At 40.8% G+C, this 18666-nt stretch carries 19 protein-coding genes; 1 reads left to right on the top strand and 18 read right to left on the bottom strand.

The genetic code is table 11. The features are described from left to right. Nucleotides 1-111: 111 nt before the first annotated feature. The 4 genes from HED61_RS10990 to HED61_RS10975 all read right to left on the bottom strand — a co-directional run bounded on the left by HED61_RS10990 (nt 112) and on the right by HED61_RS10975 (nt 1561). Complete coding sequence (locus HED61_RS10990) at nt 112-462, bottom strand: DUF2200 domain-containing protein (protein WP_103300859.1); 351 nt, start codon at nt 460-462, stop codon at nt 112-114. 89 nt (nt 463-551) lie between these two features. Then, nucleotides 552-836, bottom strand: a complete 285-nt coding sequence (locus tag HED61_RS10985; protein WP_005473131.1) for a hypothetical protein — start codon at nt 834-836, stop codon at nt 552-554. Continuing rightward, nucleotides 833-1111 carry a hypothetical protein gene (locus HED61_RS10980; RefSeq protein ID WP_005473132.1) on the bottom strand — a complete coding sequence of 93 codons (279 nt, stop codon included), beginning with the start codon at nt 1109-1111 and terminating at the stop codon, nt 833-835. Before HED61_RS10980 ends, HED61_RS10985 begins: the two co-directional genes overlap by 4 nt. Nucleotides 1112-1198: 87 nt before the next feature. Next, nucleotides 1199-1561: a hypothetical protein gene (locus HED61_RS10975; RefSeq protein ID WP_029486803.1), complete on the bottom strand. Its 363-nt coding sequence runs from the start codon at nt 1559-1561 to the stop codon at nt 1199-1201. A 369-nt stretch (nt 1562-1930) separates the two neighbouring features. On the opposite strand from HED61_RS10975, the gene HED61_RS10970 reads away from it, so the two are divergent. Further along, entirely contained in the window at nt 1931-2167 is a 237-nt protein-coding gene (locus tag HED61_RS10970) for a glutaredoxin domain-containing protein (protein ID WP_103300860.1), read from the top strand. An 815-nt stretch (nt 2168-2982) separates the two neighbouring features. Here the strand turns inward: HED61_RS10970 and HED61_RS10965 are convergent. The 14 genes from HED61_RS10965 to aroC all read right to left on the bottom strand — a co-directional run bounded on the left by HED61_RS10965 (nt 2983) and on the right by aroC (nt 18649). Continuing rightward, complete coding sequence (locus HED61_RS10965) at nt 2983-3837, bottom strand: sce7725 family protein (RefSeq protein WP_219645335.1); 855 nt, start codon at nt 3835-3837, stop codon at nt 2983-2985. Nucleotides 3838-3841: 4 nt separating this feature from the next. Next, nucleotides 3842-4516, bottom strand: coding sequence for a hypothetical protein (locus tag HED61_RS10960; protein ID WP_219645334.1), 675 nt, complete (start codon nt 4514-4516; stop codon nt 3842-3844). Nucleotides 4517-4608: 92 nt separating this feature from the next. After that, nucleotides 4609-6243 carry a hypothetical protein gene (locus HED61_RS10955; RefSeq protein ID WP_041120117.1) on the bottom strand — a complete coding sequence of 545 codons (1635 nt, stop codon included), beginning with the start codon at nt 6241-6243 and terminating at the stop codon, nt 4609-4611. Beyond that, the gene (locus tag HED61_RS10950) at nt 6227-6946 is read right to left on the bottom strand and encodes an ABC transporter ATP-binding protein (RefSeq protein WP_219645333.1); all 720 of its coding nucleotides are present in this window, start codon (nt 6944-6946) and stop codon (nt 6227-6229) included. Before HED61_RS10950 ends, HED61_RS10955 begins: the two co-directional genes overlap by 17 nt. 958 nt (nt 6947-7904) lie before the next feature. Next, nucleotides 7905-10175, bottom strand: coding sequence for an AAA family ATPase (locus tag HED61_RS10945; RefSeq protein ID WP_219645332.1), 2271 nt, complete (start codon nt 10173-10175; stop codon nt 7905-7907). A 16-nt stretch (nt 10176-10191) separates the two neighbouring features. After that, nucleotides 10192-10671, bottom strand: coding sequence for a DUF6530 family protein (locus tag HED61_RS10940; protein ID WP_003126580.1), 480 nt, complete (start codon nt 10669-10671; stop codon nt 10192-10194). Between the two features lie 211 nt (nt 10672-10882). Then, nucleotides 10883-11731 carry a DegV family protein gene (locus HED61_RS10935; RefSeq protein ID WP_005473140.1) on the bottom strand — a complete coding sequence of 283 codons (849 nt, stop codon included), beginning with the start codon at nt 11729-11731 and terminating at the stop codon, nt 10883-10885. 96 nt (nt 11732-11827) lie between these two features. Beyond that, nucleotides 11828-13084 carry an LCP family protein gene (locus tag HED61_RS10930; RefSeq protein ID WP_219645331.1) on the bottom strand — a complete coding sequence of 419 codons (1257 nt, stop codon included), beginning with the start codon at nt 13082-13084 and terminating at the stop codon, nt 11828-11830. A gap of 131 nt (nt 13085-13215) precedes the next feature. Next, complete coding sequence (locus HED61_RS10925; protein WP_195957246.1) at nt 13216-13680, bottom strand: GNAT family N-acetyltransferase; 465 nt, start codon at nt 13678-13680, stop codon at nt 13216-13218. Then, nucleotides 13643-14518 (bottom strand): prephenate dehydratase, encoded by an 876-nt coding sequence (pheA, locus tag HED61_RS10920; RefSeq protein WP_219645330.1) that lies wholly within the window; start codon nt 14516-14518, stop codon nt 13643-13645. The genes HED61_RS10925 and pheA overlap by 38 nt, the downstream gene beginning before the upstream one ends. Continuing rightward, complete coding sequence (locus HED61_RS10915; protein ID WP_219645329.1) at nt 14519-15025, bottom strand: shikimate kinase; 507 nt, start codon at nt 15023-15025, stop codon at nt 14519-14521. Beyond that, nucleotides 15022-16308, bottom strand: coding sequence for a 3-phosphoshikimate 1-carboxyvinyltransferase (aroA, locus tag HED61_RS10910; RefSeq protein WP_219645328.1), 1287 nt, complete (start codon nt 16306-16308; stop codon nt 15022-15024). Before aroA ends, HED61_RS10915 begins: the two co-directional genes overlap by 4 nt. Before the next feature lie 10 nt (nt 16309-16318). After that, nucleotides 16319-17404, bottom strand: coding sequence for a prephenate dehydrogenase (locus HED61_RS10905; RefSeq protein WP_003126587.1), 1086 nt, complete (start codon nt 17402-17404; stop codon nt 16319-16321). A 78-nt stretch (nt 17405-17482) separates the two neighbouring features. Further along, nucleotides 17483-18649, bottom strand: a complete 1167-nt coding sequence (gene aroC / locus HED61_RS10900; RefSeq protein ID WP_219645362.1) for a chorismate synthase — start codon at nt 18647-18649, stop codon at nt 17483-17485. Nucleotides 18650-18666: the final 17 nt, after the last annotated feature.

The following is an 18666-nucleotide window of genomic DNA, read 5'->3' as shown; positions in this document are numbered from 1 at the left end:
GACAGGAATGCCCAACGGATCGAAGCAAACGATTTGCCCCTGCCAAGGTAGTCTCATTATACGTAATGGACCAATGAAACGCAATAATTATAGAATAGGACCACTTAAAAACTAACCTCGCAAAATTTTTTCAATTGTTTTTCCTCTGGCTAATTCATCAATCAATTTATCCAAGTATCGAATTTCTTGCATTAAAGGTTCCTTGATCTCTTCTACACGAACGCCGCAGATAACTCCTTTGATCATTTTTCTTTTCGGATTCAAGTCAGGCGCCTCTGCGAAGAAACGTTCCATTGAAACTTCTTCTGCTAATTGTCGGGACAGACCTTCTTTCGAATAACCAGTTAACCAAAAAATAATCTGATCCACTTCATCTCGGGTGCGATTTTTGCGCTCCGCCTTCTGTACATAGAGGGGATAGACACTTGCAAAAGACATGGTGTATATGCGCGGATTTCCCATTTTTTACCTCCGTTGAAAATGTTTTCTTGATCTATAGTATACCATGAATGAAAAGAAGAATGATTGGTTGGTATCTCACAGAAAAAAGATCAGAGAATGATCTGTCGATCTTCTTCACGAAACCCATAGACCTTTTGTCGTTCTTCACCGTCCCAATAGAGCAAAGGTAAGTTTTTGTGCAACATTAAACTCGTGTAAAGTTCTTTGATGGATAGTGGGGGACGATTAGGTTCAAAAAATAAAATCAAGTTCCCAGAAGCATCTTGTGCAATCGTCGTGAAAGGGACCAAGGTTTCCTTACGGCTTAAGTAAATTCCCTGATACTCTTGTTGTGTCGTTGTCGTTAATGCTGTCAGCAAATCCCGCGCTCTCATGAAAGAACCGCCTTTCCTCGTTGTTGAGACAATTGTTCGATGTCCATCATAATTTTCGTTTTCCCCCGAACAGCATATTTACGGACAATAAATTGCTTGCGCGCATTCCACTCGCCAACAGCCACCAAAGACATGCCTTCCGTGACATCTGCTAAAAAAGATAAGCTATGGCGATTGATCAAACAATTCGTCGTTCCTACTGTAAAACGGACGAGGGGAGAAGAAGTAAACGTCAGCAATCGAATCTTTGTCACTGTTCCTTTAATCGTTTGCATAGGGGAAACCTCCTTTAAAAAAATAGATTTGCACATTCCGTAAAAAACTTTCCGATTGTACGCTTGTCGTGGCTCATCGCCTACGATTCATTCATCCAGTGCGAACCATTTCGTCTCTTCGAAAAAGGAAATATGCCGGATCTCATCGTAATGTACTTTACGTCCATCAATATAAATGCCTAAAGAATCGTAGCTTTGGATCATGCCGACCACGTCAGGAGGGTAGAGACCGTCTTCATTGACTTCTTCACATTGGATCGCTACTGCTCGACTTTTGATCCTAGCTAAAGTCAACACTTCATTGATCTCTTCGCTAGTCATGGCTGGCTTTGCAGGCCACACAAAGTGACGCTGGCGCTCATCCTGTCCGACTTCTGTTGTATGTTCCGATAGAAAGAATCCCTGCCATTTTAATTTTTTCCGATCTTCGTAGGGTTGGAGCATGCCCATAAGAATCACCTCTCACCACTATAATACAAACATTCGTTCGCATTTGTAAAGCGAACAGTTCTTTAAATTTTGCCGCAAAAATAGAGAAGAGTGAGGGCGATCTTAAACTCAAACAGGACAGGGATGGATGGATACACTTTTTTAATGACTTTTATCAGCAAAATCTTTTTCCCGCAACTCACATCAGGTCAGTATTAAACCAACACGATAAAAAAACGCGTATCATAACAATATAAAAAAATAAAACAAAACAATCTATTTTATTTATATGTTGATAAGTAAAGATTGTTGAATTAAACAAGAATTAAATTTACAATAAAAATAACGCACAAACCAATAAAAATAAAAAGGATTGAGAAATAATATTATATGATAACGCTTTATTGCAAAACTAATTGTATTCAATGCAAAAAGACAAAATTATTTTTAGACGCTCATCGAATCCCATATATCGAAAAGAACATTGAAGAAAAAGAAGAATTTCGCGAAGAAGTGAAACTATACGGATTCCAGTCCGTACCAGTTTTAATCCCTAATGCCTCAACTGGTTTGAACCCGTGGTTTGGCTTTCGCCCAGATGAATTAAGAAAACTCAAACAGAAATGATCGTCGCAGCCGCCAGACACAACCACAGGAATGCATTTTATAGCAATCGATCGCTATTTTTTGAAGTAAACCCAAGAATTGATTTTAAGGAAATTAACTCAGCTTAATCTGATACCTGATAAACTTATAAACTTATAAACGAAACATATACAGCAACAGCAACAATTTTATGAAATCAAACAAATGAGTCACTTAGTAACAAACGAAAGATCTTAATGACGAGACCCAATCAAATGAAATCGATGTATTAAACTAGTGATCAGTGACAATACACCAAGACAATACATCAATTAGCAGCCAAATAAACACCAATGACAGGAAAATTGGCGAATCGCTGTTGATTTCAACATTCATAAGGGGAAAAAGACAGCGAGAGAGGGTCAAAATGCAAAAATCAAAAACATTTTGACCCGTCTTTTTCCAAATGCAACTTTGTATAATATATATTATGTAAACTAAAATAAATAATTTTTAAAGTTCTGAAAAAATCTGGTGAATTTACTTCTCCTCCCTCTGATTGAGCTGTATTTTTCCTTAAAAACAGCGATTTTTCTTAAAGTGAACCATTTTGAGTAAAAAATGAGTCTTTGCCGCGCAGATTGATGATTTTTATGTATTGAATGCCAGTATTGTACAGTTGGCTTCCTAAAACAAATTTTAGCGTGCTTCAGCTGCTTATTAGGATTTTTGATGCATGACTGATTGGTGATTTCAGTGATGATTGAACTGCAACCAAAATCTATGATTATAGCTGCAGTTAGATTTCAGCTCCTGAGAGAAACTTTTCTTTATATGACTGATGACATAACTAACAATCATGTAAAATGATAACGGCTGATTAATTCCAAGTGGTTCATGACAGCAGCTTTCCGCAAAACACCCATACCTGGAAACTTATCCTTTTTGTATGCTTCAAGTAATAACTCTAAGCCTGATGTTTGAGTTGGATAGATTTCTTCATGTTGCAAAACTTGTGACATGAGCTGTAGAAACTTTTCTTTTTGAGTTTCTAATGATTCGTCCGAAACAAAATGAGTGATTCGCAACTTCTGCTGCTGATCAATAAATAGCCAGTGTAAAACAATTGTTTTAGAGGGATAACTATGTGCATAATAGATTTTGCTGTCGATAGAAAAATCACTATAGCCGAAAAATCCTTGCTGCTCGTAGTGCTGATAAACGGTTGGTAACACTTCTTCTGGTACTTCCTGATAGAAGCTGTTTCTAGGCAGTCTAGTAAAAAAATCATGCATGAGAATCTTTGGTCCCTGGATTTTTTTCAATAAACGGAATTCTTGTCCAACTAAGATCGGTGTCTGATTTTTACTCCAGTCACTGGCCAACGCTGGAGCAGATCCATGAACAACCCAAAGGTCCGGCTGACAGTCAATGGTTTCAATTGGCTGATCGATGATATAGGCTTTAGCGTTAGGCAGTGTTTGTAATAAACGACTTCCTTCTTCCGTCAGAAAGTCCCCCGCCTGTGGATTGACGATAACAAAAAAAGGATGCGCTTTTTTCTGAAACAGCTCAACTGTATCCCAAAAAGTCTTGGATTGCCGGATAGGCTCAATGACGGGTTGAACTTCTAAAGACAGCTGTTCCATTTCTAATAGACTTTTTAATGCCAACAAGTCAAATTGTTTGCCGCGAAAATATGGATAATACATAGTGCTACTCCTTTTCTTGTGTCAAAAAACGCTGTTCCAATTCGAAATAAGCTTCTCGCGTTGCAGCCAGTTCTTCTTTTAGCGCTTCAATAGCTTGTAGCTGCGTATCTTCAATAAAACGGTCGTAGTAATTGACCCCGCCGCCAAATAAATCGTATTCTGGTTCCCTTTTCTTTAGTTCTTTGTACAATCGTTCCGTCGAGAAAACGCGCAAACCTCGTGCTGTTTGCTTGGCCTTCCCCACTTCTCGTGCTTGTGCAGAGATCAAACGATACAACAATGCGTTTTCGTTGACGAGTAAAGATTGCCGCTGCGGTTTTTTCTCGACGCTAAAATAACCAGGGCTCCCCTTTTCTTGATCAGCAAATGCATGGTAAACCAATACACCGATGGTAGCAGGAATCTCTTCCTTGACCTTTACATATAATGCATGCGGCAAAACAAAATAATTATAATGCCCAATAAATGACAGCTTCGCTTTTGAACGAAAATCCGCCAGGCTGACTTTTAATTCATAACAGCGCCATTCAAACAAATTTTCTGGTGTTAAGCGACAACTTAGAGTATCAACGATTCCTTGATCGTCCGGCATGATTACCTCTTCGATGACAATATCACTGTTTTCGCGACAGTAATAATAAAGGGCTTCTTCCATTTCAAGAGTCAACGTAGTTTTCATCTGACTAGACCCTCCTATTCACAACTTTCTCTCATTATAAAACATATGTTCGCATTTGTGAATAGGTTTTATAATGCAGTCCTGATTCTCTCCTATTCTTTGATTTTAAAGGTCTTCGGCGCGAAGCGAATGATTAGTACATATCCGACAAAAACATAGAGTAATAAGACCATTGAGACAACGATCGAGTAAGCAAATCCAGAAACATGCAGGCGCAGGTTGATATAGCTGATCCAATACAATACTCCACTGACAAATTTGTAGACCGGATTGACCACTCTCATATCTCCAGTAAAAGGTTGTAGCAAGTAATAGATAAATAATTCATGAAATGAGAACAATGCTGTCAAACTCGTCAATAATAAAAATAAGACCCCAATGAAATACCAGCTAGCTTGCAATCCATTTAGCAAGTCCCATAATAAGAAGCCGACAAAAATACTTCCCGCAAAGACTCCGTTGTAAAACATTGATTTGATAAAACGGTAATTAAACCCACTGAGGATCGTTTCTTTCTCCCGATAAAAAGGATAGTAAAGCATGGAGATGTCACAGTTAACAAAAACCATTTGGACGATTGCTTTTCCCAATGAACCAAAATACATAACTAAAAATAGCGCTGGCAGTAGTGCTGTCAGATCCTCTTCATTAGGATATGGAACAATCTTCAAAAAGGATAATAAAATCAATCCTAGAAATAGAATAGACACAATACCGACACGGTTCAGCAATTTTTTGCGCAACAGTTTACGGTATCTTTGAAAGAGCAATCCGTTGAGGTATTCTGATCCTTGCAAATGAGTGAGTGGCTTCTCCTGATCCAAAGAAAGTTTTTTCTGCATTTCAATCCCTTCATTGAGATATTGACTTGAATCTGAACTGATGGTTTCTAGCACACTAAATTGCTGATAGCTTTTTTCAACAGAATAAAGGAAAAAATCATTTTCTTGTGTAAAGTGTTTTAGGTAGTAAAAACAGCCAGTGCCGGCAATCAGAAAGAACGCCAAAAGTCCCAACCCGAATGTCATAGTTGGAATAATCTGTTGAAGCAATAAGCCGTAGAGCGACGCTAAAATCAGCATAGATATGGCTAGTCGCCAACCGATGCGCCAGCCACTGCCCCATTGCTTTTGGAATCCCCAGCGAATTAGACTGGCAGCTGCCACACAAGCAAAGCCAGCACCAAAGATACCAACGAGGGTCAGCCAACTATTGCCAGCAAAAAAGCTGTACAACAAAAATGCTGGTAGATAATAAATAATGGATTGGATCGTCTTAAAGAAAAGATTCATTCGCAAATACTGTCGTTTTGACACCATGAAGTAATCCGTGAATTCAATCGCTTTTTGATCTAATGTAAATGAGAACAAAGAAAAAAAATTGCTGGCTAGTGCAACGACCACTAGCCAAGTATAAAAACCAGCAATCATTATTTGTTCTTCAAACTGATCAAAAGAGCCAAATAAATTCTCCCAACCATGAAAAGCAACCAAGGCAATTGCATAATAAAAAAGCAGCCAAATAATTTTTGTGAAAAATGGCAAGATCAAGCGCAAGCTAAATAATACAGTAAAAAGCATTTTTTTGAGACCGTATTGCCCATAAAGATCATGGGGAAGATGTTTTCCAATCAAAGGAATTTTGGTCAAAAAATAGAGAAATCCATTCGCTTTCGTTGAAAAAATCGTCTCTTCATAAAGCCAATAAAGTTTAATCCATTGCAGCATCGGGCTCCCCCTCCGTCAGCAAAGTAACGATTTCTTTCTCAAAATCTGGTTCATGAATGTGAGAAGGATCAATCCCGGTCAATTGATGATTATTTAGTAGGACCACTTCATCACATAAATCTTGTGCAAGCTGTAAAATATGAGTGGAAAACAGTATGATCGAATCCTCTTTTGCTGATCGGATCATTTGTTTGATTTCATGGGCAGCTACAACATCGAAAGAGGTCAATGGTTCATCAAACAACATGATTGGTGGCTGCACCATCAAAGAAAGAAGCATTTGTACTTTGTTTTTCATGCCATGGGAATAATCTTTCATTAAACGATGCTGCTCTTCTGAAGAAATTCCTACAGACATTAAAAATTCTTCTGGAGAAAGCGACTGTTTGATGCGCTCCCGATTGACATCCATAAAAAAGCGCAAAAACTCAATCGCCGTCATAAAACCTGGCAGATGCGGTTGCGTGAATGTAAATCCGACATCTGTATTTTCATAGGTTCGTTGATTGCCGTCTTCAACTAAATAAATACTCCCGCTATCAACGGTCATATTCCGAGCGATACATTGGAATAACGTCGTTTTCCCTGCCCCATTGCGCCCTAAAATACCATAGATTTTTCCGGTTTCAAATTGATAATTTGCCTGATCAAAAATTTGTTTCTTGTCAAAGCTTTTGGAAATAGCATTGATCTCTAAAAACAAAAAAACACCCCTTCTCTTTAAAAACAAAGATTATTAACTAGAGATCCCGCTTGCAAGGTTTTCTAAGTGAAACGATTTACGTTGGTAGCCGTCATCATCTTAGCAAGCAAGTGCAAACGAGACTCGTTCATTTTTTTCTCATCGATAGAACATTATCCTTTCACATCAACTTACTTCATGGCGATTGACGATTTCAGGCAACCGGCTCCTGTAGCCAAGCCAACAGCCTAGGACCACTGCAAACCAATTAGTAAATGCCATGCCCAAGGTATCACTGAAGAACCGCTATTCAGTAATCCAGCAGGCAACTGATAAAAACTGGCTAAAATCATGAAAGGCTCGTTCAAAAACAATCCCACCTAATGAATCGCCAATCTAAAAAGCCAAACCAATCCCGTTCTAGGAAAAAAGAGTCTCCTCGATAACCATCAAATGAAGCGATTGTCCTACTAAAAATCGGATCGTCACGGATTTTTCCCCTTCGGAAAAAGGAATTGTTTGTAACATGAACGACTATATAGGAAAAAGATAACTGCCATGCCGATCCATAGAATACCGACCACCCCTAGGAAAATAAGGAGTAAAAAGAGCCAACTTTGAAAAGAACTGTCTTGTGAAGTCTGTTTTAAACGCCGTTCAAGAGCATACCAACGAAAAAAAGAATGTCCACTTTTCACAAAAAAATAAGAGCGAACTCACAAATGTAAATAGTCCATAACTCATCCACAATGTTCTTCTTCGAATGAAATAAGCTCCTGCAGTAGAGAAAGGATAGATATAACGCCAATTCAAAGTCATTGTTGTTCCTCCTTTGTGATCAGTTTAGCATACGAAGCAGAAATTGAAAACGTTCGTTTAATTTAGTTTACATATTCTTTTTATAAGAAACAAATAACATCCGCCTCCCACTTCTATGCAAGACGGATGTTATTTAAAAAGCAGCCGAATGAATCGTAATTTAGAAATAACGGCTGATCAGTGTTAGTAATTGTTTGGGAAATTCTTTAAGATTGCTGATATCGATATATCTTTCCGCGCCATAGATTTCTTTGATGACGTCTTTGTCTTGTCCGATGGCAGCGGACAAAAAGATGATTTCCTGGCGTTCATACTCTTCGATGACTGCTTGAATATCCGCTTTCGCCTTATTGCCCGTATAATCTGGCATCGCCTTTGGCTGACCATCACTAATCGTCAATAGTAATTTTGTCGTAGCAGATTGTTGGGAAAGTTTTTCAGCTAGTACCCGCAGCACTGCCCCATCACGATTGTTTTGTCGGGGTTGAAGAGACATCAGCTTTGCCGGCACATAATCAAAAGGTTCAGCAAATTCCTTATAAGAATAGAGAGAAGTCTTCTCTCGTACAGACAAATCGGCTGTGTCGCCATAAATCATCAGCGGAAGATCTAGGCGTTGTGCAAACGCACTCACTGCGAGTGCAGCTTGTTGTGCAGCGGTGATCCGTCCCTCCCGTACCATGGACCCTGATTCATCGATTCGTAAAGCGATCACTAATGAAGGCTGTTCATGAGGAGGATTTTTCTTATCAAATGTTCGAAAGTCGCCATAAGCAACACGACTTGCATCAAAGCGTGTCCCGCTATATTTTCCTTTGCCATAAGAAGAAGCTGCTTCATTTTCTAATAATTCAAGCAACTGTTTTGTTATTGTTTCAACCACCGGCAACAACGGTGCTAGAAGTTGCTGGGCTTTCTGAGAAGCATTTTCTTGGAGTTTTGGCCGATGCACAATCAATCCTTCTTTCGCATGGATAGATTGTTTTAGCGCTTGCCGCGCTTCTTGATTTGCTTGTTTTCTTACTTCTTTATCCAATTGCCTGAATTCTTCGATCGAAAGATGCTGACTGGAAGGTTCTTGAGCAGATTGTTCACTTCCTTTCTTTGTGTGTCCCTCATCAGACGAATGTTGGCTCTCTAAAGAGTCTCCATCTATAGTGTCTTGAGGCACCGCTTCCTGATCATCTTGGTTTGTTTCCTGTGTATCTAGCACCTCAGGTGTCTCCAGTGTTTCTGCTGTTTCTTCAGTACTAGCTGCTGTCCCCATCTGCAAGGATGCTTCTTCAATATTTCGCGCATCCGCCTCTTCAGCAGATACGATGCGTCCTTGTATTGGTTGTCGATGACTCATTTTCTGTCCTTGATACAAACGTCTTAGCTCTAAGAGCAATTCTGATTGATCGAGGGCTTCTTGCAGCAGGCGCAATTCGTCTGGATCTGTCGTTAACTTGTATAAGACTTTGACCGCTAACGTATTTAAAGGTGATTGCCCATTTTTAACCGTATTCAGCCAATAAAAATAAGATCGCATACCAGCCACACCCTTGATGGCATTTGCTCGTGCAGAAGTATCGAGAAGTCGAATAATCTCTGCCATTTTGCTAGCGATCGCTTGATCTTGAAAGCCAGTTTTAGCAAGTCCCCGTGCGACCATCACAGATAGTTCAGGAAGGTCCATTTTTTCCGCATGTTGCATCCGATCTCTAAGAGATTCATTCAATGGACGATTGCCCTGATAGTTCCGATTTGTTGTGATAATGACGACACAATCCGGATGGCGCCTGACAACGCCAGTTGGCAGATTCAGCATCCCATTTTGCTCCAATGCAGAGTTGAGAGCGACGAGTACCGAGGCATCCCGGATGACTGTTGGTTCTTGGATTTCTAATAGATACCCTTTTTCCATCGCACGAACGATTTCCGAAGGATAAAATTTATAATGAACGACATCGGTCGTATCTGTTTCTTCAATTCGTCGAATCAAGTCTGCTAATTTTTCTCGGGCACCCTCACTGGTGAGCGAATAGTGATCCGCAATCACTTGAATGACCTGATCTAAGCTATCACTCAAATAGATCGCTTCTAACAATTCACTGTCTTCTTCTTGATCTGTTGCTACGATCGGCAACAATGCACCAAAAACATCTGATTTATCCATATCAGCAAAACAGGTGATTTTGGTATAAGGCAATTGAAGATCATAGGAGAGAGCTTTGGCTAATTGCGTTTTTCCAGAGCCAGCATCTCCTTCCAATAAAACATTGAAAATCTTCATCTCTGGATCTTGCCAGTTTAGCTTGATTTCTTGAGCGATCCGCAGTTCTTCTTGACTTGTCTGATGACTCGCTGGTTTTTGCCAAATCATTTGCTGTTCTAACTTGCTGAACTGTCGACCTTCTGTCAAAGTAAAAGGGGTACGATTGATCCCCATGTAGATTCCTCCTTTCTTAATAGCCCAATTCGTTTAACAACCGACTTAAAATTCGAAAACGTTCACCGATCAATTCACCATCTTTTTGCAAGGCATCATAGAACAATAGAATATCCTCATCAATTTTAGGATTGTCTGTATCAACTTCTACTGTCATCCGATTTCCTTGCAGTCCAATAATATCGATGAGTGGGTTTTCTGGATCATAAAACTTTTCATGACGATAGGCATCTTGAAAATAGAGGCTAGATTGCGCGACAAGGATCGCTAAGTCAAGAATCCGTGATAATGGGAGTTCTTCTGATTGACGAGACCACTTTTCCCCCGTGTGCCGCCATACTTTCCCTGAGATATCTACTTTACCTCGATCATTCCATTGTGCCAGACCCAACGATAAGCCTTTCGCATCCGTATGAAGCGCATAGCGTCCGTCTACTGTATCATAGTCTTCAACTTTGATGACGGGTTTGTGTTTTAAGTTTTCTGGTATTTTCATTTTCCATCCTCCTGTTTAGTAATTTACTAAAGTAGTAATTGGATTAAGTATAGTCAGTGTGAATCAGATAAACAAGCAAGATGCTTTTAAAGCAAAAAAAATACCCATGTGACCAGAAACTAGCAAAAGGAATCCCTTGACAAGCTTCTAAGTAACATAGGTATTTTTATAAAAATCAAATAATTGCATAGGAATAAATAACTCACTTTTATTATTGCGCTGCGATGGCAATCCCAATCGCTTTTTCACCCAAATGAGAACCAATCACAGGACCAAAATGACCCACTTCGATTTCGGCATCAGGGTATTTCTTTTGCAGCTTCGCCTTTTCCTCTAAAGCCACAGACAAGTTATTGGCATGGATCACATAGAATTTCACTGGGTAAGCGATTTCTGATTCTCTTTGACCAATAATGTCTTCTGCGCGATTAAAAGCTTTTTTACTGGAACGAATCTTCTCATAAAGCACGATTTTTCCTTCGTCAAAAGTCAAGATCGGTTTGATTTTCAATAATCCGCCGATCAATGCAGCACCATTTGTTAAACGTCCACCTCGCACAAGATTGTTTAAGTCATCTACGATCAAATAAGCATACGTATTATCGCGGATGCGATCGATGTGGGTCACGATCTCTTCAATGGTTTTGCCTTGTTGGTTCAGATCCAATGCAGCTTCTACCATATGTCCCATTGGCATGCTGGTGATTTTAGAATCATAGGGAATAACCCGCGCGCCTTTGATATCATCTTTGATACCATATAACGTATTGATAAAGCCAGAAATGCCGCTAGAAAGGTGAATACTTAAGATCGTATCATAACCTTTCTGGGCAAGGGTTTCGTATAATGCAATCACTTCACCAAGGACAGGTTGAGAAGTTTTAGGAAATTCTTTACTGTTTTTCAGCAAAGAGTAATATTCATCTGGCTGAATGTCGATCCCTTCGTTATAGCTTTTTCCATCTAAAATAACAGGTATTGGGATAACGAACAAGTCAGCGTGATCCTGGATGCGTTCAGGCAAGTAAGCTGTACTGTCAGTAACAACGGCTAATTTCATTTCTTTTCCTCGTTTCAACATATTTCAAACGTCATTAATAATATAGCATAAACCAGTAAGCTTTCAAAACTCTTTTCAAAAAGTTTTCAGTTAAACTTACTGATTTAAGAAACTTTCGATGGCTTGTTTATTGGTATCAAAGTTGATGACCAGCACACTTCCTGCTTCATAGGTTGAGCCATACTGCCATGAATCATCGACAGGAACAGTTAAGCGATCAATGCCCCCTGCGCCTTTGGCAATCGAAAATGTGTTTCTCAGCAAGAAGCTAACTGGCAGATTAGTAGAAGCATACCCTAGGACTTTCCCTGCTGCGTATGGCAATTTAACGATGGATAAAGGATTTTTCATGGCATTAAACACAGCATCCATCACTTGTTGTTGTCGACGCACACGCCCAAAGTCGCCTTCTTCATCCATACGGAACCGCGCATATTGCAATAATTCTAAACCGTTCATATTCTGTTGCCCTTTCTTGATAGGGACTTCAAGGTTTTTACTCATATCTTTCTCAGCGTTGATCGGTACACCACTAGGAAAAAGGGTGTCAATCACTTTTTCGAAAGATTGAAAGTCTACTTTGACATAATAATTCGTTTGGATTCCGAAATTTTCAGCTAACGTTTGCCGAACTAACTCTGCCCCGCCAAATGCATAAGCTGCATTGATCTTGTTTTCTCCATATCCCGGAATCGTGACTAGCGTATCCCGCATGAAAGAAAGCAGCTTCGGTTTCTTTGAAGGGCCATCCAATTGCAGCACCATGATCGTGTCTGCACGACCAGTTTCGCCTTTACGGCTGTCGCTTCCTAAAAGCAAAATATTTTTTGCTCCGTTCGCAGATGCTACACCATTAAACGTTTCCGTCTCTGAGACTTGTGCATCGCTTTTGGCCACCTGCTGCCCTGCCACAAAAGCCACGATCGAGTAAGCAAGTACAAACACTAGCACATACAGGATGAAACGCAAAATTGGCCGTTTCTTACGTTTAGCTTCTTTTGATTTTACTTTCTGCTCTTGTTTCGCTGGCTTCTTGTTAACTGACTGACCATTGTTGCCGAAATCCTTTTGTTTACCAAAGGATTTTGGCTTGGTTTTTTTGCCAGTTAACAGATTCGGCCGCTGAAGGGTTGTTTTTTTTGACGAATGATTGCCAGAAGACCGCTTCTGACTTGTTTGGTCGTTCTCCCTTTGTTGTGCAAAATCGTTTTCTGCTGAATATTCTTCTTCCTTTTGAGGTCTTCTCACAGATTTTGTTTCTCGACGAGCAAAGATCGTTTCTTTATGAGCAGCTCGTTGCTCTTCTTTCGCTAATTGTTCATGCAATTTTTTGTTGCGGTCCATTCGACTCATAGGACAGTATCCTCCAAATAAAAAAAGCTTTTCTTTCTTATAAGAATACCTTACGAAAAAAAGAAAGAAAGCTATTTTTTTAAATTTTAAGATTTTCCTAGCAACTTTTTGATAGAAAGATGAAAAGCGGCTCATAAAATCTTGCTTGCTCTGTAACGTTCAACTTGAAAACCATTTCGTTGGTAAAAATCAGCCACTTGGTTTTTGGTCCAGAAATTCAGAGTGAGGGTTGCAAACTGCTTTTCTCGAGCAAAATCTGCGGCATGGGTTAATAAGGCTTCACCGACCCCTTGCTTCTGGTACGCATTTTCAACCGATAACGCTTCGATCTCAAGTCGACGTTGAGAGACCATCAGCGGTGTATCCGATAACTCAATCTCTTTTAGATGAATAAATCCGCAAGGTTGTTTTTGCCAGGCTACAAAAAAATGATGCGTTTCTGTGGCAAGCAAATCCTGTAACAAGTCGCGGAATGCCTCGTAGTCAAAGGATTTGAAAACGTTAGGTATCAATTGATGATGGACCTCTTGAACACTTTGATAAAGTTTAGCTAATAAATCAGCATCCTCGCAAGGACTGATTTTCCTCTCTTTCATTTCCTTCACCTATTTTCTTCACAGCATACGAACCTAGAAGATGGACATTACAATTTAACATCCTGATTTCTTCTAAGGCATTCTCAACCAAGGCCCAAGGCCGATTTAGCACTAAATCTATCACAAAAAAATATTCCCCTAGACTCGTTTTTAATGGTCGGGATTCGATTTTGCTCAAGTCAATGCCGCGCCAGCCAAAAGCGGCCAAAATCTGATGCAGACTACCTGGTCGATTGGTAGGCAAGGTCACATAGATCGTAGCTTTCGTTGCCTTATCATGGAAAACGCTCGATTCGTTTGTGTCTTTTTGCAAGATCCAAAAACGAGTTTGGTTGCTAGTCGTATCCTGGATATTTTTTTCCTGAATGAATAGACCATAAGCATGGGCTGCTTCTTTGGAAGCAATGGCTGCTACCGGCTCCGCTGGATGCTCTGCGACAAAGACGGCAGCAGCAGTCGTCGATGCCACCGCTTCAATAGGAACATCTGTAAAGTTATGTTGCAAAAACTCCGCACATTGGGCCAAAGCCTGTGGATGAGAAATGATTTTGGAAATCGGCTGTCCTGACTGAATGGTCAGTAGCTGATGGTTGATAGGCAAAATCACTTCTTGTTCAATGATCAGTTCCTTTTGTCGGAAAAGTGTATCGATTGTTGCATGAACCGAACCCTCTAATGAATTTTCATTGGGGACTACCGCTCGTTGGATGTCCCCTGCTACTAATGCTTGAATACATAATGGGATCGATCCAAAAGGAACCATTTCTTCATTTAAAAAAGATTCACAGGCGGCTCGATAAGTGAAGGAGTTTTTTGGGCCTAGATAACCAATCTTCATTTATTCACCTGCTTTTTGAATGATTTCAGTCACGATCTCTGCTGGAGATTTGCGGGTGGTATCGATCACTACTGTCGCACTTTCTTCGTATAGTGGCATTCTTGGACGATAAATATCAATGATTTCTGCCGGCGATTTCGAAACGACAAGCGGACGAATATTGACCGTATCCTTTTTCAACCGATTGAGCAATTCTTCTGGCTCCGTTTTTAAATAGACGACTTTCGGAAACTGCTGCAATAGTTGTCGATTTTCTTCTTTTAGGATGATGCCGCCACCAGTAGAGATCACTTGATCAAGTGTTAATGAATGAGTCAAAATCTCCGTTTCTTTTTCTCGAAAAGCGGCTTCCCCGTAACGATCAAAATAGTCTTGGATCGTCATGCCGATCGATTCAACGATCAGATCGTCAAAATCAACATGTGCCAACTGTAATCGTTCTGCTAACAAGCGACCAATAGTTGTTTTACCAGCACCCATAAAACCGATCAAAACGATTCCTTTCATTCAACATCACCTCCAGTTAATTGGCGGAGATCCTCAAAGAAGTGGGGGTAGGAGACCGCTACTGCTTCCGCCTGTTCTAATTCCACATCTTCTTGCGTCAATAAAGCAGCTACTTGCAGCATCATACCAATTCGATGATCGCCGCGACTGGACACGTTACCACCATGAAGGGGTGTCGGACCATTAATAATCAGTCCATCTTCCGTTGCCGTGATATCTGCTCCCAGTTTCGTTAATTCTTCTGCGGTCGCATCGATTCGGTTCGTCTCTTTGACTTTCAATTCTTCAGCATCACGAATCACCGTTTGGCCGACAGCTTGTGTAGCTAACAAAGCGATGATTGGTAATTCATCAATGAGTCTAGGAATGATCGCGCCTTGGATTTCGATTCCTTTTAATACAGAAGAACGAATAGTAATCGTAGCTGATTGATTGTTCTGATCGATCGCTGTCAGTGAAATCTGAGCACCCATTTGTTCCAGCACATCTAAAATTCCTGTTCGCGTCGGGTTAATCCCAACATTTTCTAGCGTGATTTCACTATTGGGTAAAACAGCTCCTGCGGTTAAGAAAAAAGCAGCTGAAGAAATATCACCTGGTACAATCACTTCTTGTCCAACAAAGGATTGAGGACCTGTAATTTGAATCTCCTTTCCTTTAACCGTGATCTCGCCGCCAAATTGACGAATCATTTCTTCCGTATGGTTGCGGCTCGGTTCTTTCTCGACGATTCGGGAGGTACCCTGTGCTTGCAATGCGGCAAAAAGTAACGCTGATTTGACCTGTGCACTAGCAACAGGCATTGAATAATCGATTGTGCTTAAATCGCGTGTACCTTGAATAGTAATCGGTGGAAACTCACTTTCATTGCTGCCGTTAAGTCTCGCACCCATTTGATTCAATGGCAACATCACTCGATTCATTGGTCGCTGATTCAACGAATCATCCCCCAGTAAAGTAGTCGTGAAAGGTTGCCCGGCTAAAATACCCATCATTAAACGAATCGTTGTGCCTGAATTTCCTACATCAATCGGACGGTCAGCAGCTTTCAAACCGCCAAACCCTTGACCAGTGATCGTGATCGTCTCGCCGTCATCTTGAATGGGGATTCCCAATTCTTGAAAAGCGTGAAGGGTACTAAGACAATCTTCCCCTCTTAAAAAATTACGAACCGTCGTCGTCCCTTCTGCTAATGCACCAAACATGATGCTGCGGTGAGAAATAGATTTATCTGAAGGGACTGTCAGTGTGCCTCTTAGGTGGTTAGCTTTAAGTAGTTTCATCATTGTTCTCCTATTTTATCCGACATTGATAGGTCGTATTTTCAGTGATCAGCTGCTGGGCTTGCTGCAGCTCTTTTTGACTTTTGAAAGAAATCTGCAAGACACCAAGTATATCTTCACGCGTCTCTAAAATTTTTAAATTGATCAATGAGAGATTGCCTGTGCTTAACAGCTGGGTGACCTCTGCTACCACACCCGGATGATCCGGAACATCGATCAATAGATCATAGAACGCTGGAATTGCTCCAGTTTGGTGGATAGGTAAATGGTCTCTTGTTTCTTTAGCATCTTCAAAAAAACGGAATATTGCTTTTTCATCTTTAGTCAGCAACCACTGTGATACTTGCTCCATTTGTTTTTGCCAGGTTGCGATTAGCTGCAAAAGCTCCTGTCGATTACTTAATAAAATATCCGTCCACATGCGGGGATCGGAAGAAGCAATGCGAGTGATGTCCCGAAACCCTCCTGCGGCTAGTTGCTGAGCCCTAGGCTGTGATTGATTAAACGTATTCGCCTGATTGACTAACCCGGAAGCAATAATATGAGGTAAATGACTTAGCATTCCAGTGATTTGATCATGCTCGTTTGGTGCCAATTCGACGTATTTTGCTCTGGTCCCTTGAAACAATCGCTGCAGTTCATTCATGCGGTTGCTAGTAGTCGGGGTGAAAATGTAGTAGGCATTTTCGAATAAATTCTCATCTGCTGCTAAAATACCCGATTTATGAGAGCCAGCCATAGGATGACCGCCAATAAAATCAAAGGAGAATTGCTGCGCAAATTGAACAATCTCTGCTTTTGTACTACCAGTATCCGTTACTAAGACATTTGACTTTAAAGTTACTCTTCCCAATTCAGCCAAATAAGCTTTCGTGATCTCCACTGGAAGTGCCAAAATGATGATATCTGATTGGATCGCTCCTTCAGTAAATGAAGCTGGCACGAAGTCAACAATCTGTGACTGTATGGCAATTTCGTTGGTCGATTCACAATGATCCCAACCAATCAGATAGCTGTCAGCAACAGCTTTTTTGATGCATTTTGCCAACGAAGCACCGATCAATCCTAGACCAGCGATCATGATTTTTTGTGACATTGGAATGTCCCTCGTTTCCTTTTTCTCAAGATATTTTTTTAGTAGTGGGATAAACTCCACTACTTTTAGTAATGAATTTTAGTAATGAAGCAAGTAGTCACGGTATTCTTGGACAGCTTTTTGTAATTCTTCAAAGGAGTCACTCGGAAATTTTTCGAGTATTTCATTGGCTACTACTGTAGCAACGACATTTTCACAAACCACACTGGCTGCAGGAACTGCCGTACTATCTGAACGTTCAACACTTGCTTTGTAGGGCTCTTTGCTATCGATATCAACGCTTTGCAACGGTTTGTATAATGTTGGAATGGGCTTCATCACTCCACGAACGACAATCGGTTCTCCATTTGTCATTCCTCCTTCAAATCCGCCCAAATTATTGCTGCGACGCGTGTATCCTTTTTGCTGATCCCAGAGGATTTCATCCATCACTTGCGAACCGGGTAAGACTCCTGCTTCAAATCCGACACCAAATTCAACACCTTTAAATGCATTGATACTAACCACGGCCTGCGCAATTTTGGCATCCAATTTTTTATCCCACTGCACATAGCTGCCTAGACCAGCGGGGACACCCCCGATTAGAACTTCTACGACGCCACCAATCGTATCCCCATTTCTCTTGGTTTGGTCGATCAATTGCTTGATTTCTTCTTCGACAGAAGGGTCCAACACCCGAACTTCAGATGCTTCGGAGCGCTCGGCAATTTCTTGAACAGTCAAACCATCAGGAATAGCTGCTTTGATGCCGCCAAGCATTGTCACATGGCCAGCCACTTCAATCCCTAATTCCTTTAAGATTTTTTTGGCAATTGCACCAATGGCCACTCGCATCGTTGTTTCCCGCGCAGAGGAACGCTCTAAGACGTTTCGCAAATCCTGATGACGGTATTTCATGCCTCCGACCAAGTCTGCATGTCCTGGTCTAGGCCGAGCCACTCGTCGTAATTTCCGATCTTTTTCAGGAACTTCCTCGATTGCCATCACTTTCGTCCAATTTTTCCAGTCTTTATTTTCCACAACCAATGTCACAGGCGACCCTAATGTTTTTCCATGTCGGATGCCGGAAGTAATACGGACTTGGTCTTTTTCAATCAGCATGCGACCGCCGCGGCCATAACCCGTTTGTCTTCTCGCTAGTTCGTGATTGATATCTGCTGCTGTTAAGGGTAATCCCGCTGGTAAACCTTCAATAATTGCGGTCAATTCAGGTCCGTGGGATTCACCTGCTGTAATATAACGCATCATCCGCCGCTTCCTCT

The organism is Enterococcus gallinarum, from assembly GCF_021496385.1.
GTDB classification, from domain to species: domain Bacteria; phylum Bacillota; class Bacilli; order Lactobacillales; family Enterococcaceae; genus Enterococcus_D; species Enterococcus_D gallinarum.
Note: the sequence above shows the minus strand (reverse complement) of the source record. Positions and strands in the feature narration are given on the sequence as shown.